Source organism: Arthrobacter sp. BG3 (assembly GCF_056680185.1).
Genome location: NZ_CM155270.1, coordinates 1452247 through 1466210 on the forward strand (window position 1 = coordinate 1452247; position 13964 = coordinate 1466210).

The 13964-nt window shown below is 68.3% G+C and carries 14 protein-coding genes and 1 tRNA gene; 10 read left to right on the plus strand and 5 right to left on the minus strand.

The features are described 5' to 3' along the window. The first annotated feature begins 34 nt into the window (after positions 1–34). Positions 35–595: a hypothetical protein gene (locus AC1MFL_RS06335; protein WP_479815348.1), complete on the plus strand. Its 561-nt coding sequence runs from the start codon at positions 35–37 to the stop codon at positions 593–595. 99 nt (positions 596–694) lie between these two features. Here the strand turns inward: AC1MFL_RS06335 and AC1MFL_RS06340 are convergent, their stop codons facing one another. Beyond that, positions 695–1375: a response regulator transcription factor gene (locus AC1MFL_RS06340; protein ID WP_226759077.1), complete on the minus strand. Its 681-nt coding sequence runs from the start codon at positions 1373–1375 to the stop codon at positions 695–697. Beyond that, positions 1372–2628, minus strand: a complete 1257-nt coding sequence (locus AC1MFL_RS06345) for a sensor histidine kinase (protein WP_479815349.1) — start codon at positions 2626–2628, stop codon at positions 1372–1374. The genes AC1MFL_RS06340 and AC1MFL_RS06345 overlap by 4 nt, the downstream gene beginning before the upstream one ends. Before the next feature lie 206 nt (positions 2629–2834). On the opposite strand from AC1MFL_RS06345, the gene phoU reads away from it, so the two are divergent. Then, entirely contained in the window at positions 2835–3497 is a 663-nt protein-coding gene (phoU, locus tag AC1MFL_RS06350) for a phosphate signaling complex protein PhoU (protein ID WP_479814094.1), read from the plus strand. A gap of 111 nt (positions 3498–3608) precedes the next feature. On the opposite strand, the gene AC1MFL_RS06355 is transcribed toward phoU, so the two are convergent. Next, positions 3609–4355: a phosphoglyceromutase gene (locus AC1MFL_RS06355; RefSeq protein WP_479814096.1), complete on the minus strand. Its 747-nt coding sequence runs from the start codon at positions 4353–4355 to the stop codon at positions 3609–3611. 201 nt (positions 4356–4556) lie between these two features. Here AC1MFL_RS06355 and AC1MFL_RS06360 point away from each other — a divergent pair, with 201 nt between their 5' ends. After that, positions 4557–5390 carry a class I SAM-dependent methyltransferase gene (locus AC1MFL_RS06360; protein WP_479815351.1) on the plus strand — a complete coding sequence of 278 codons (834 nt, stop codon included), beginning with the start codon at positions 4557–4559 and terminating at the stop codon, positions 5388–5390. 13 nt (positions 5391–5403) lie between these two features. Here the strand turns inward: AC1MFL_RS06360 and AC1MFL_RS06365 are convergent, their stop codons facing one another. Both AC1MFL_RS06365 and AC1MFL_RS06370 read right to left on the minus strand, forming a co-directional pair. After that, positions 5404–5760: a DUF2516 family protein gene (locus tag AC1MFL_RS06365; RefSeq protein WP_479814098.1), complete on the minus strand. Its 357-nt coding sequence runs from the start codon at positions 5758–5760 to the stop codon at positions 5404–5406. A gap of 9 nt (positions 5761–5769) precedes the next feature. Beyond that, entirely contained in the window at positions 5770–6966 is a 1197-nt protein-coding gene (locus AC1MFL_RS06370; protein ID WP_479814100.1) for a trans-sulfuration enzyme family protein, read from the minus strand. An 88-nt stretch (positions 6967–7054) separates the two neighbouring features. Here AC1MFL_RS06370 and tmk point away from each other — a divergent pair, with 88 nt between their 5' ends. From tmk to AC1MFL_RS06405, 7 genes are all read left to right on the plus strand, one after another. Next, positions 7055–7711: a dTMP kinase gene (gene tmk / locus AC1MFL_RS06375; protein WP_479814102.1), complete on the plus strand. Its 657-nt coding sequence runs from the start codon at positions 7055–7057 to the stop codon at positions 7709–7711. Further along, positions 7708–8850: a DNA polymerase III subunit delta' gene (locus AC1MFL_RS06380; protein WP_479814104.1), complete on the plus strand. Its 1143-nt coding sequence runs from the start codon at positions 7708–7710 to the stop codon at positions 8848–8850. The genes tmk and AC1MFL_RS06380 overlap by 4 nt, the downstream gene beginning before the upstream one ends. 110 nt (positions 8851–8960) lie before the next feature. Next, positions 8961–10523 carry an alpha/beta hydrolase gene (locus AC1MFL_RS06385; protein ID WP_479814106.1) on the plus strand — a complete coding sequence of 521 codons (1563 nt, stop codon included), beginning with the start codon at positions 8961–8963 and terminating at the stop codon, positions 10521–10523. 93 nt (positions 10524–10616) lie between these two features. Next, positions 10617–10689 (plus strand) — tRNA-Thr (locus AC1MFL_RS06390). Between the two features lie 268 nt (positions 10690–10957). Then, a complete protein-coding gene (locus AC1MFL_RS06395; RefSeq protein ID WP_479814108.1) occupies positions 10958–11923 on the plus strand; it encodes a glycoside hydrolase family 16 protein in 966 nt (321 codons plus the stop codon). Between the two features lie 113 nt (positions 11924–12036). After that, positions 12037–12546, plus strand: a complete 510-nt coding sequence (locus tag AC1MFL_RS06400; RefSeq protein ID WP_479814110.1) for a hypothetical protein — start codon at positions 12037–12039, stop codon at positions 12544–12546. A 58-nt stretch (positions 12547–12604) separates the two neighbouring features. Further along, on the plus strand, positions 12605–13957 hold the full coding sequence (locus AC1MFL_RS06405) for an MFS transporter (protein ID WP_479814111.1): 1353 nt from the start codon (positions 12605–12607) through the stop codon (positions 13955–13957). Positions 13958–13964: the final 7 nt, after the last annotated feature.

Below are 13964 nucleotides of genomic sequence, written 5' to 3' on the forward strand. Positions count from 1 at the left end.
CTCTCAAGGGGTGCGTGACGTGGGTTTCACTGCGATGAACCGGGGCCAGCGCGGCAAGCTGGCAATGGCAACGGCTGTTCTGGGCCTCGGCCTGATGTCCGTCACTGGCTGTGGCGCCGTCAACCCGCAGCAGACCTCCGTGCAGTACGCCGCTTCGGACGGAACCCAGGCCAACGTCGGCCCGTTGCAGCTGCGCAACATGATGATCATTTCCGCCGGCAAGGACAAGCCCGGCCGTGTGATCGGTGCGGTCTACAACTCGTCCTCCGAGGACGTGAAGCTGACCATCATTGGTTCCGCCGGCTCCCAGACCCAGGTCCCGGTCAAGAAGAACTCCTACACGCTGCTCAACGAATCCACGGACGAGGCAATCCTGAGCAGCACCGGCGGCGCCCCCGGCTCCCTCGTCGAGGTGAGCATCAGCGAGGACGGCACCAACCAGAGCACCAAGTTCAAGATGCCGGTGCTGGACGCAACGATCCCCGACTACAAGCAGTACCTCCCGACAGGCAGCGTGACCACTGGCTCGGCGACGCCGACGTCGACTTCGTCCTCGACGCCGACCCCGTCGCCGACGAGCAGCGCGAACCACTAGCCTTCACAGACAGCAAGGAGGGGCACCCTGCAGGGTGCCCCTCCTTTTGTGTGTGTGCGTTCTGGTTGTGCCGCCGTTCGGGCCGAAGAGCCTCCGGGCTCAGGGCTCGAACTTGTAGCCCAGGCCGCGGACCGTGATCAGGTGCCGCGGCGCCGAGGGGTCCGGTTCGACCTTGCTGCGCAGCCGTTTGACGTGGACATCCAGGGTCTTGGTGTCCCCGACGTAGTCCGATCCCCAGACCCGGTCAATCAGCTGCCCGCGGGTCAGGACCCGGCCGGAGTTCCGCAGCAGCATTTCCAGCAGCTCGAACTCCTTCAGCGGGAGCGACACCTGTTCGCCGCCGACGGTGACCACGTGCCGCTCAATGTCCATCCGGACCGGCCCTGCCTGCACGGTGCTGGACACCAGTTCCTCGGGCTCACCCTGGCGCCGCAGCACGGCCCGGACGCGGGCCACCAGCTCCCGGGAGGAGTACGGTTTGGTGACGTAGTCGTCGGCGCCGAGTTCCAGCCCCACCACCTTGTCGATCTCCGCGTCCTTCGCTGTCAGCATGATGACCGGGACGGACGAGCGCTGACGCAGCTGCCGGCAGACCTCGGTGCCCGACTGGCCGGGCAGCTGCAGATCCAGCAGCACCAGGTCGGCGCCGTTGCGGTCGAATTCGGTGATGGCGTCCAGCCCGTTGTCGACCACCTCCACCTCGAACCCTTCCTTGCCCAAAAGGTAGGACAGCGGGTCGCTGAACGACTCTTCGTCCTCGACAATCAGAATCCTGCTCAAGCGGTAGCTCCTTGCTCGTGGGCGCCAGCGGCGTCACTTCGTATGGATCGGGGGTTCTGGGACGGGGTGCGGGGCGGAGGCGGGGCGTCCACCGGTGCCGCAGGTTTGCGTGCCTGCGGAACGCCGTCGGCGTCCTGGCCTTCCAGCTCCGGAAGCCGGATGGTGAAGGTGGATCCCTGTCCGGGCCGTGACCAGAGGGTCACCTCGCCGCCGTGGTTGGCGACCACGTGCTTGACGATGCTCAGGCCCAGGCCCGTGCCGCCGGTGTGCCGGGATCTGGCGGCGTCCACGCGGTAGAAGCGCTCGAAGACGCGTTCCTGGTCCTCGGCAGAGAGCCCCTCCCCCTGGTCTGTCACTGACACCGCCACGAGGCCGTCCTTGGAACGGATGCCGATTCCGACCCGGGTGTTCTCCGGGGAATAGCGGATGGCATTGTCGATCAGGTTCCGCAGCGCGGTCACCAGCAGGTCCTGGTCGCCGTAGACCATCGCGTCCGTGTGGCCGCCAACGACGAGTTCGATGTTTTTGCTTTCCGCCGGCAGCTGGGAGCGGTCCACGGCCTCGGACACCACGGTGTTGATATCCACGGGCCGGCCCTGCTGGGTGACATTGGTGCCCTGCAGCCGGGAGAGTTCGATGATGTCCTGCACGAGGGCGGCCAGCCGGGCGGATTCCTTGTGCATGCGCTTGGCGAAGCGGCGGACGGCCTCCGGGTCATCCGCCGAGGATTCGAGCGCCTCCGCCAGCAGCGAGATCGCCCCGACCGGGGTCTTCAGTTCATGGGAGACGTTGGCCACGAAGTCGTTCCGGACCTCCTCGGTCCGGGTGAATTCGGTCCGGTCATCGGCCAGCAGGAGGATGTATTCCTCCGCCAGCATGGCGGCGCGGACCTGGACGATGATGGTGCCCTGCCCCAGCGGGCCGCGCGGCAGTTCGAGCTGCTTTTCGAGGATGACGCCGTCGCGCCGTACTTTGGCCGTCATTTCCAGCAGCTGGTCGTGGACCAGCGTGTGGCCGCGGACCAGTCCATAGGCGTATGCGGCGGGACTGGCGCGGATCACGCCGTCGATCGCGTCCACCACCACGAAGGCGCGGCCGATGGCAGCCAGCACCTGGGCGGCTCCCTCCGGGATCGACGGTTCCTCGAACTCGACGTCCACGATTTTGCGCTGCTGCTCGCTGACCCGGAATGCGAGCACGCCAAAGACGCCGAGCGACAGGCCGATCAGGCCGGCGATCACGCCGATGAGCATTGGATCCACGGCTCCAGCTTATGCTCTGCCCCGCGTCGGAAACTGAAATCTAACGCTATTCGGGTTCCGGTTCAGCTAACGTTCACCTATTGAGGCGTAACAGTTCACCGGAGGCTGGAAGACTTGAGCGTTGAAGCGCCGAGAGGTGAACCGAAAACGGACCGGCCACTGCGTTGGCTGGCAATTTCCGAGGAAAGGACGCACACGTGCGCAAGGTTTTTCAGGAAGAGCTCGCCCAAGTGGGGGAACAGCTCGTCGAAATCTCAAAGCTGGTCAGTGAGGCCATTGAGAAAGCCACGACTGCCTTCGACGGCGCCGACATCGACCTCGCCGAGGATGTCATTGCGGCCGATGCGCGGATCGACTTCCTGCAGAACAGCCTCGACGAGCGCGCCATCGACATCCTGGCCCTGCAGGGCCCCGTGGCCAGCGACCTGCGCATGCTCGTGGGCTCCCTGCGGATGAGCGCCTCCCTGGAGCGGATGGGCGACCTCGCCCGCCACCTGGCCCAGCTTGCCCGGCTCCGCTACCCCTCCACGGTGGTTCCGGCCCAGCTGCGCGAGACCTTCAGGAGCTTCGCCCAGCATGACCTGCTGATCGCCCGGAAGCTCACCGTGCTGCTGGAAACCCGGGACCTCGAAGTGGCCCGGGACATCATGAAGGCCAACGCCGCCGTGAACGACCTGCACCTGAGCGTCTTCAAGGCCATCGCCCGCAGCGACTGGCACGAGTCCCCCGCCACGACCGTCGACGTCGCCCTTGCCAGCCGTTACTTCGAGCGTTTCGCCGACCACGGTGTCTCCGTCGCGCAGAAGGTCACCTACCTGGTAACCGGCGCCTGGCAGCCGAGCGGCATCGAACACAGCTAGCCTTCCCGTCCGGCCCACAGCGCCGGGCAGCGGAACGTACGACGCCGGCCGGTCACCTTGCGAGGTGGCCGGCCGGCGTCGTTCATTCCGGGGTGTGCTTTCCGGAGCGTGCTATTTCTTGCCCTGGTTCGCGACTGCCTGGATGGCCTCGGCAGCGGCCTCGGGATCGAGGTAGGTGCCGCCCGGGTTCAGCGGCTTGAAGTTCTCATCCAGTTCGTAGACCAGCGGGATGCCGGTGGGGATGTTCAGTCCTGCGATGGCTTCGTCGCTGATGCCGTCCAGGTGCTTGACGAGGGCGCGCAGGGAGTTGCCGTGTGCGGTGACCAGGACGGTCTTGCCGGCCTTGAGGTCTTCCTTGATGTCCGATTCCCAGTAGGGCAGCAGCCGGACCAGCACGTCCTTCAGGCACTCGGTGCGGGGCAGCGCGTCGCCGAGGTCCGCGTAGCGCGGATCGCGTGCCTGGGAGAACTCGGAATCGTCGGCCAGGGGCGGCGGCGGGGTGTCGTAGGAGCGGCGCCACGTCATGAACTGCTCCTCACCGTATTCGGCGAGCGTCTGGGCTTTGTCCTTGCCCTGCAGGGCGCCGTAGTGGCGCTCGTTGAGCCGCCAGTCCCGCTTCACCGGGATCCAGCCGCGGTCGGCCTTGTCGAGGGTGATGTTGGCGGTGTTGATGGCCCGCCTCAGCAACGACGTGTACAGGATGTCCGGGAGGATGTTGTGCTCCACGAGAAGCTCACCGCCGCGGATCGCCTCGGCACGGCCCTGGTCGTTGAGGTCAACGTCCACCCAGCCGGTGAACAGGTTCTTGGCGTTCCATTCGCTGTGGCCGTGGCGCAGCAGAATCAGCTTGTAAGTCATGGTTTTCATCCTAGCGGAGCGATCCGGGCCGGTGCCGAGCGTTACATCCCCGCCCCGCCACTGCAACGCGGGGTCACTTCGCGCCCGTCCCGGGGCGCCGCATGGGCCGGAGGTGACCCCGCGTTGGAGGATGGCGTTGGGGGATAGGGTTGGCTTGTGGTGCAGAAGGCTGAGCGGGTGGCGCCCCCGCATACCCATTTCATGGAAAAAGGCGGCGTGGAAAAACGCGGCGCGGCGAAAAGCGGACCGCGCGCCGGGCGGCCGGTGGGCAACATTACCCGCGGCACCACCAACCCCAACAGGATGCGGCGGCTGGACCGCTGGCTGACCGGCCCGCAGGCCTGGCGGCTGCGCGGGGCGGCCGATCCGCTCGTGGTCGATCTGGGCTACGGCGCATCCCCGGCCACCGCCGTCGAACTCTTTGAACGGCTGTCCGCGGTCCGGCCCGACGTACGGGTGGTGGGCATTGAAATCGAGCCCGCGCGGGTCCGGCTGGCCAAGGAACTGGAGCGGCCCGGTCTGAGCTTCCAACTGGGCGGCTTCGAACTGCCCGTGTCCGGCCGGCCCGTCCTGGTGCGGGCGTTCAACGTGCTGCGGCAGTACGAGGAAGCCGACGTCGCGGCGATCTGGCGGCTGGTGCAGGGTCGGCTGGGGCCCGAAGGACTGTTCATTGACGGCACCTGCGACGAGATCGGCCGTCGGGTCACCTGGGTGGCGCTGGACGCCGAGCGACCGCTGAGCCTGAGCCTGTCCATGCGGTTTGGGAGTTTTGCGCTGCCCTCCGAAGTGGCCGAGCGGCTGCCCAAAGCCCTCATCCACCGGAACGTGCCGGGCGAGAAAATCCAGGCCTTCCTGCAGGCAATGGACCAGGCCTGGCTGGAAGCTGCCCCGCTGGCCTCATTCGGGAACCGGCAGCGCTGGACGGCCATGTGCCGGGCCCTGCGCGACGGCGGCTGGCCGGTCCAGGACGGCCCGTCCCGGTGGCGGCTCGGCGAGCTGACGGTGGGCTGGGAGGCCGTGGCCCCGGGGCCTTAGGGGGCCGTGGGGATCACCAGGGGCCGTAGGGGCCCATGTTGCGGTTGCCGCCGCGGCCGGCGTCTTTCACGGCCGGGCGGACGTCGGCGAGGTAGACGGATGCTGCCGTCACGGCAGCGAGGCCGAACAGTCCCAGCGGACCCAGCAGGCCCCCGCCTCCGCCGCCGACCAGGGAGAGCAGCCCCACGGCCAGGGCGCCGCCGGTGACGGCCAGCCAGAAAGTCTTGGTGCGCTTGGACACCGCTTCAAAGACGTTCGCCTTGTGCCGCAGGCAATCGAAGAACGCCCACACCTCAAGGGCAAGGGCTACGAGGGCCAAGAGAAAGTAGACCCCGGTTTCGACATAGTAAATAAGCGCTCTTCCGTCCATCCCCCCAGCCTAGCGGCCCAGACTCGACAGGGCCTGCTCCAAATCGGCCCAGAGGTCCTCGACGTTTTCGATCCCCACGCTCAGCCGGACCAGGTTGTCCGGCACGCTGGCAGGTTCGGCGGTATGCCGGCGCCGCCGCTCAATCAGGGACTCCACGCCTCCCAGTGAGGTCGCCGGAAGCCATAGCTTCAGGGCCCGGATCATGCGGTCCGCGGCGTCTGCTCCGCTGAGGCTGCCGCTGCCCCCGGCCACCGGGGCCATCTCAATGCACAGCACCGACCCGAAGCCCTTCATCTGGCTCTTGGCCCGTTCGTGGCCGGGATCCGAGGGAAGTCCCGGGAAACGGATGCTGCCGACCCTGGGGTGCATGCTCAGCCGCTCGGCCAGTACCGCCGCGGAAGCCTGCGAGCGCCCGACCCGCAGGGCCAGGGTGCGCAGGCCGCGCAGTGCCAGCCAGGCCTCGAAGGGCCCGGCGATGCCGCCGTGGATGGTTCGGTGGTGCAGCAGCGCGGCGCGGAGTCCGGCGTCGGACGTCACCAGGGCGCCCAGCACGACGTCGGAATGGCCGGAGAGGTACTTGGTCACCGAGTGAAGGACGACGTCGGAGCCCAGCGCGAGGGGCTGCTGGACCAGCGGGGTGGAGAACGTGTTGTCCGTGACGACGACCGCGCCGGCGTCATGGGCCGCGGCCGTCAGCGCGCGGATGTCCGCGATGCCAAGCATCGGGTTGGTGGGGCTTTCCAGCCAGAGCATGCTGGCGGGGCGTCCGTCCGCCGGCGCGAGCTGGGCCAGCACGGCGTCGGTGTCCGCGATGTCCACGGTGCGCAGTTCCAGGAAACCCTTCTGGGCCAGTTCGGTGGCCATTACGAGGGAACCCGCATAACTGTGGGACGGCATGACCAGCACTCCCCCGGCAGGAACCAGAGAGAGGGCTGAACTGACCGCGGCGAGGCCGGAGGCGTAGAGGAGACCCGGAAGTCCGGCGCCCTCAAGCTGGCCGAGGGCCTCTTCGAACGGGTCCCAGGTGGGGTTGGAATACCGCCCGTAGCCGCGGTCGCCGTCGCCCAGCGGTCCGGTGCCGAAATAGGTCGAGGAGAGCACCAGCGGGGGGTTGACCGGCTCGTCGCGCGCACGCGGCGGCCGGCCCGCCGCCACCACGACTGTTTCTGCGGAAAGCGCGGCTGCCTGTTCTTCTGAAAGACTCATGGTCACAGGGTACTTTGGCGCCCCGCAGGGCTGCCAAGGCGTTACGTCCGGGGGCATTGCTGTCAGGGATTGTCGGTAGTCTAGAGCAGTGACCACCCAACATCCCGGACTCTTTATCGCCTTCGAGGGCGGCGACGGCGCCGGCAAGTCCACGCAGGCAGCCGAACTCGCTGCCGCCCTTGAATCGCGCGGCCTCACGGTGCTTCGCACGCGTGAGCCGGGCGGCACCCCGATCGGCGAAAAGCTGCGTTCCCTGGTCCTCGATCACGGCCACGGCCACATCGATGCGCACACGGAGGCCCTGATCTTCGCAGCCTCGCGCGCCGCCCACGCCAGCCAGGTCATCCGCCCCGCCCTGGACCGCGGCGAGATTGTCCTCAGCGACCGCTACATCGACTCCTCGGTCGCCTACCAGGGTGCCGGCCGGGACCTGGGCACCGAGGCGGTGCGCGACCTGAACGACTGGGCCACTTCGGGGTTGCAGCCGGACCTCACGGTGCTGCTCGATGTTGACCCCGAGGTCGGCCGCCGCCGGCGTACTGCGGGCGACGCTGCCGAGGACCGGCTGGAATCCGAGGCGGACGAGTTCCACGCCAGAATCCGGACCGCCTTCCTGGACCTCGCCGCAGCCCGGCCGGAACAGTACCTTGTCCTCCCCGCACACCTCCCGGTCGACCAGTTGGCCGCCCGGATCCTGGACCGGGTCGGATCGCTGCTGGCCCTCCCCCGGGGCGTGAGCGCATGAGTGTCTGGGACGACCTCCAGGGCCAGCCCGCCGTCGTCGCGCAACTGCGCCAGGCCGCGCAGGGCGAGGGCCTGACCCATGCGTGGCTTTTCACCGGCCCGCCGGGTTCCGGCCGGTCCAACGCGGCGAAGGCCTTCGCCGCCGCCTTGAACTGCGACCAGGACGACGTCAGCCTGCGCGGCTGCGGCGAATGCGCAGCCTGCCTGACCATCCTGGGCGAAACACACTCCGATGTGGCCTTTGTGCGCACCGAAAAGGTCACCATCACCATCGACGAGGCCCGCGAACTGGTCTCCACCGCCGGGAACCGGCCGTCCTCAGCGCGCTGGCGCATCATCGTCGTCGAGGACGCGGACCGGATGGCGGAACGCACCACCAACGTTCTGCTCAAAGCGATCGAGGAGCCCACCCCCCGCACCATATGGATGCTGTGCGCGCCCTCCCCCGCCGACGTTCTGGTCACGATCCGCTCCCGGTGCCGCGCGGTGGCGCTGCGGCTGCCGCCCGCGGCCGACGTCGCCGCCCTGTTGGTCAAGCGCGACGGCGTCGACCCCGCCGTCGCCGAACGTGCGGCCCGTGCAGCGCAAAGCCACGTCGGGATCGCACGCCGCCTGGCCCGGGACCCGGAAGCCCGCGAGCGGCGCCTCGAAACCGTGCGGTTCCCGTTGGGGCTCCGGGGCGTGACTGCAGCGGTACTGATGGCGGAAAAGCTTGTCAAGATCGCTACGGACGAAGCCAACAGCTCCAACGATGAACGCGATGCGGCGGAAAAGGCCGCGCTGCTTGCCACCCTTGGCGCGCCGGAAACCGGCACGCTGCCGCCGGCCATGCGCGGCCAGGTCAAACAGCTCGAGGACGACCAGAAGCGCCGCGCCAAGCGTTCGGTGACCGATTCGCTGGACCGCACACTGACCGACCTGCTGTCCTTCTACCGGGATGTGCTGATCATCCAGATGGGTAACGCCGTGGAACTGGTCAACGTTGAACTCAGGAGCGAACTCACTGAATTCGCGCGCCATTCCTCCGCCGAAACCACGCTGGCCCGCATGGACGCCATCAACAAAGCCCGCAAACGGATTACGACTTCCAACGTGGCCCCGCTGCTGACGATCGAGTCGATGGCGGCCAGCCTCATCTGAGGGATCATTAACTAACCCGACCCGGGTGAACACCCCTCCCCAGTCGCAACCGCCACCCGGTGTGAAGCGGCAGCCGCTCCGCCCAGTTCCTATCCTCCAAGGAGAACCGCATGAAGTCTGCACGAGCAGTGCCCGCCAGATCCCGATCCGTGGCGATCGGCGTGCGGGCAGCAGGCGCCATGGCCCTGGCCCTGGTGCTTTCCTCGTGCACCTTGTTGGGCGGCGGCAGCGGGGCCAACAACCCCAGCACACCCAAGCCGGAGATCGCGTCCTCGGCGCCCGCCGAGCTCAAGAGCTATTACACACAGCAGGTCGACTGGACCCCCTGCGAAACCGACTTCAAATGCGCCAAGGTCAAAGTCCCGCTGGACTACAGCAAGCCGGACGGCGGCAGCATCGAAATCGCGGCGATCAAGCTGCCCACGAAGGGCACCAGCAAAGGCAGCCTGCTCATCAACCCGGGCGGACCCGGCGGCTCGGGCTATGACTTCGTCAGGGACGCCGGCGCCACCCACTTCTCGGAAAAACTCCGCGCCAATTATGACATCGTGGGCTTCGACCCGCGCGGCGTGCAGCGTTCCGCCCCGGTCACCTGCCTGACGGATCAGGAACGCGACGCCGCCCGGGCGAAGATCTACGACATGGACACCGACGCCGGCGTGGCCGAGACCCTGGCTGACAACAAGGTGATCGCCGCCAAGTGTGCGGAAAAGACCGGAGCGGTCCTGGGCAAGATCGACACGATCAGTTCCGCCAGGGACCTCGACATCCTGCGGGCAGCCGTCAACGACACGAAGCTGAACTACATGGGGTTCTCCTACGGGACGTTCCTCGGCTCGACGTACGCCTCGCTGTTCCCTGACAACGTCGGCCGGATGGTCCTGGACGGCGCGATGGACCCGTCCCTCAGCAATGAGGAGCTCACCAGCGGCCAGGCCAAAGCCTTCGAAAAGGCACTCCGTTCCTACGTGGAACACTGCCTCCAGACCGACGGCTGCCCGCTCAGCGGCAGCGTCGACGACGGGATCCGGCAGATCCAGGACGTGATCGCCGCCGTGGACGCGAAGCCCATGCGGGCAAAGGACGGCCGGATGGTTTCGGCGTCCACCCTGGTCACCGGCATGATCGTCCCGCTGTACAACAACGACAACTGGCCGTTGCTCACGCAGGCCTTCGGCGCGATCATGAAAAACGATCCGACCCCGTTCCTCCGGCTGGCCGACTTCAACGCCGAACGGGAACCCGATGGCACCTACTCCTCGAACAGCACCTTTGCCTTCACTGCCATCAACTGCCTGGACTACCCCATGGTGACGGACACCGCAGGGATGCGCGCGGACGAGCAGCAGTTGCGCCTGGAGTCGCCCACTTTCGGGAAGTACTTCGCCTTCGGCGGCACCAACTGCAAGGACTGGCCGTACAAAAACGTCCGGACCCCGGCACCGGTGGAGTACAAGGGTTCGACCGACATCCTCGTGGTGGGCACCACGGGCGACCCGGCCACCCCGGTGGAATGGGCGGCCTCCCTGCGCAAGCAGCTGGGCCAGGCCTCGCTGCTGACGTGGAAGGGCGAGGGCCACACGGCCTACGGCCGCTCCAACGACTGCATCGGCAGCGCCGTGGACGGCTATCTGGTCGACGGCAAGACCCCGGCGGACAACACCGTCTGCTGAGGCGTTTGCCCCTCATTTTGACCCGGGCCGGAGGACTCTACTACAGTTGTCTCTGGCATGAAGCGACCGGGTCACCGGAAACTTCAGGCGGTTGCTTCCTTAGCTCAGTTGGTAGAGCGTCTCACTCGTAATGAGAAGGTCGCCAGTTCGATTCTGGCAGGAAGCTCTGGTCTCTATCTATCGGCCCCGGCGCAGTCGCCGGGGCCGTTCTTTTTTGCCCTCCTGCGGGTTCAGCCCCGCCATGGGTGACGCCTGCGCCAAAGGCGCACGAGAAGGCACATCGCTGCCTGGATGAGTTACGCGGCCACATCTCTGGCGCGCCGGTGAATCTCCCTCGGTGCGGCCATGAACAATGGCGCATTCCGTCCTGCCCCAGCGCCTTGGCGCTGCGCGGGAGGGCGCCACCAACTGAGCGTGAGCTCCAGGAGTAGTACATGAAGAAACGCACAACTTTGTTTTCCGGTGCGGCTGTAGCAGCCGTGCTTTCCCTCACCGCTTCCCTCGGCGCTGTTGCGGCCCCCGGAGCAGCCCCGGCAGCCGCCGGGACTGGCACCTACACGTGCACCCTGAACACCAAAGACGGCGTGCCTCCCTGCACACTGCACGCGGCGCCCGCATCCGCGCCAGCGCCCGCGCCGGCCGCCGCAGTGGCGGCGGCAGCACCGGCGGTTGAGCCTGTTCCGGCGGCGGCAGCACCCGCGCCTGCGGCAGCACCCCTGACGGTCCTGCCGGCCTCGACCGGCTCCGGGCTGGCGCCTTTGGGGGTCCCCGGCGCGTGGTCCCAGACTTTCAGCGATGACTTCAACGGAACCGCACTGGACACCAGCAAGTGGTCCAGTTCCTGGTTCGGCGGCGGCACGATGAACAAGGTCAAGACCAGCCCGGCGAACGTCTCCGTCGGCGGCGGAAACCTCTCGCTGAAACTTTCGGACGCCGGCACCGGCGCCCTTGTGTCGTCAAACCCGAACGACGCCGCCACAACCGGCTACGCGTTCCGCACCGGCTACACCGAGGCCCGCATCTCCTTCCCCGGCAACGGAACCGTGCTGCACAACTGGCCCGCGTGGTGGACCACCGGCCAGTCCTGGCCGGCCACCGGTGAGAACGACATCGCCGAAGTGCTCCAGGGAAAGATGACGTCCAACTACCACTCCGGCTCCGGAACCCACAACCAGGGCACCATCGCCGGCAGCTGGGGGAACGAGTACCACACCTACGGCTTGTGGCGTAAGGCCAACGTCTCCGAGGTCTATGTCGACGGCGTCAAGGTCAAGTCCTTCCCGACCGACGACGGCAATGCCGCCCAGTACCTCGTGCTGAATGTCGGCAAAGCCGGCACCAGCACCACGTACGGGCCGGCCTCCGAGATGAAGGTCGACTACGTCCGGGCCTGGCAGTAGCCCGGACCCGGCACGGCCATTCGGGCGGCGGCGGCCTTGCCTCCGCCGCCCTGCCAGGATCGCCCCTGCCCAGGTCCCGGCCTGACAACGGCCGCGCCCCTACGATGGATCGGGTGAAGACCACAAAAGCGGCCGGCTACACCATCACGGCAGCGCTGATGCTGGCATTACCTCTGCTGGTGCCTGCACTGCCGGCCGCCGCCGCTCCCTGCGATCCCAACGGAGGGAGCGCGGCGGCACGCACCTGCCCGACGCCCCCGAACCGGCCAGGCCCCAACCCGGAGCCTGCCCCGACAGCCAGCGCCACCATCGTGCCGGCGCCCCCGCCGATCCCGTCCGGAAATCTCCCCGCCCCGCGGACTGCCAGGGCGCCCGCCCCGGCCCCCGCCCCGGAAGAGAAACCCACCGGCGACCCCGGCGCCGTGCCACCGGCGGAGGTTCCTCCGACCACCGGCGCCCCCGCCGTTGGCGCACTGATACCGGACCCGACAGGTCCCGCACCCACAGCGACGCAGACGCCCGACGACCGGGACGGCCGCGGCGTTCCGGGCGCGATCCTGCTGGCGTTCGGCGGCCTGTTAGTCGCGGGGTGGGCGTTCCTGACCATCCGGAAAACCGTCTAGCAAAAAGCAGGCTCCCCGGCCTCTTGTCCTTCCACGGGCCGTCCGCGAGTCTTGGGAAATGGGCCTGCCCCACCGAAACTTGTCAGCCCGCGAGCGGGAGAATCGATCCGCCCTGCCCGGGGCCAGCCGGCGGTTCGTCTGGGGTCCGGTGATCGGCTTTGGGCTCGTCAGCCTGGCCGCCGACGCGGTCTCCGACGGGGCCCGGCCGCTGGCGGGCCCCCTGCTCGCCCAACTGGGTGCCTCGGCGCTGCTCGTCGGCCTCGTCACGGGCGCCGCCGAAGCTGCGGCGCAGGGGCTCCGGCTGGTGTTCGGGCCCTGGGCCGACCGGACCCGCAGGTACTGGACCTTCACGATCGCAGGTTATGCGCTCACGGCGGTCTGCGTGCCCCTGCTGGCCGTGGCGTCCTGGGCGGGAGCAGCCGGCCTGGTCCTCGCCTCAGTGCTCATCATCGGGGACAGGGTCGGGAAAGCCGTGCGCAGCCCGGCCAAGACCGTGCTGCTGGCCGCAGTCGCCAAGCCGGTGGGCCGCGGCCGCGGCTTTGCCGTCCATAAATCCCTCGATCTCCTCGGAGCCCTGCTGGGGCCGGTACTGGTTGCCGCGGTCCTCGCGGCCACCGGAAACCTCTCGGTTGCCTTCGCGGTGCTGTCCGTTCCGGCCGCGGCGGCCATGTTCCTGCTGTTCCGGCTGCGCCGCCGGGTGCCGGATCCCGGCGCCGGTCCGCTGGCCCCGCCCGACGCCGCCGCTGGTCCGCCGGATCCGGGCACCGGTCCACTGGCCCCGCCCGACGCCGTCGCCGGTCCGCCGGCCGCCGTGGACCCGGCACGGCCAGGCGCCGCCGGCCGTCCGGCGTCGTTGTTCACGGGGAGCTTTGCCCTGTTCGCTGTCGCGGCGTTCTTCTGGAGCGCCGGGCTGGTTGCCTTCGGTGTCATCTCCTACCACCTCACGACGACGGCGGCCGTTCCGGTGGCCGTTGTCCCGCTGCTGTACGCCGGCGCTATGACGGCGGCGGCCCTGGGTGCGCTCGCCACCGGCGTCCTCTATGACCGTTCCGGCGCCCGGGTGCTCCTCGCGCTTCCGCTGCTGACTGCGGCCGTCCCGGTCCTGGCCCTGGCGCCGGCGGCCGGGCTGGCGTTTTCCGGTGTCCTCATTTGGGGTACCGCCGTGGGCATCCAGGATTCGACCGTCAAGGCGCTGGTCGCGGATCTGGTGCCGGCCCGGCGCCAGGGGACGGCGTACGGTGTCTTCGCCGCTTTCGAAGGGGCGGGCGCGCTGGCGGGCGGGGCCCTGTACGGCGCGCTTTATGGCACCCGCCCGCTGTTGATCGTGGCGGTGGCGGTGCTGCAGCTGGTCGCGTTCGTGGTGCTGGTTCTCGCGCTCCACAGCACCCGCAGCGCCTCGGGGCAGACTTAGGGCCGGG

Coding starts and splice junctions, on each gene's coding strand:
- AC1MFL_RS06335 (WP_479815348.1), top strand. CDS start 35: ATGAACCGGGGCCAGCGCGGCAAGCTGGCAATGGCAACGGCTGTTCTG.
- AC1MFL_RS06345 (WP_479815349.1), bottom strand. CDS start 2,628: ATGCTCATCGGCGTGATCGCCGGCCTGATCGGCCTGTCGCTCGGCGTC.
- AC1MFL_RS06355 (WP_479814096.1), bottom strand. CDS start 4,355: ATGACTTACAAGCTGATTCTGCTGCGCCACGGCCACAGCGAATGGAAC.
- AC1MFL_RS06360 (WP_479815351.1), top strand. CDS start 4,557: ATGGAAAAAGGCGGCGTGGAAAAACGCGGCGCGGCGAAAAGCGGACCG.
- AC1MFL_RS06365 (WP_479814098.1), bottom strand. CDS start 5,760: ATGGACGGAAGAGCGCTTATTTACTATGTCGAAACCGGGGTCTACTTT.
- AC1MFL_RS06370 (WP_479814100.1), bottom strand. CDS start 6,966: ATGAGTCTTTCAGAAGAACAGGCAGCCGCGCTTTCCGCAGAAACAGTC.
- AC1MFL_RS06380 (WP_479814104.1), top strand. CDS start 7,708: ATGAGTGTCTGGGACGACCTCCAGGGCCAGCCCGCCGTCGTCGCGCAA.
- AC1MFL_RS06385 (WP_479814106.1), top strand. CDS start 8,961: ATGAAGTCTGCACGAGCAGTGCCCGCCAGATCCCGATCCGTGGCGATC.
- AC1MFL_RS06395 (WP_479814108.1), top strand. CDS start 10,958: ATGAAGAAACGCACAACTTTGTTTTCCGGTGCGGCTGTAGCAGCCGTG.
- AC1MFL_RS06405 (WP_479814111.1), top strand. CDS start 12,605: ATGGGCCTGCCCCACCGAAACTTGTCAGCCCGCGAGCGGGAGAATCGA.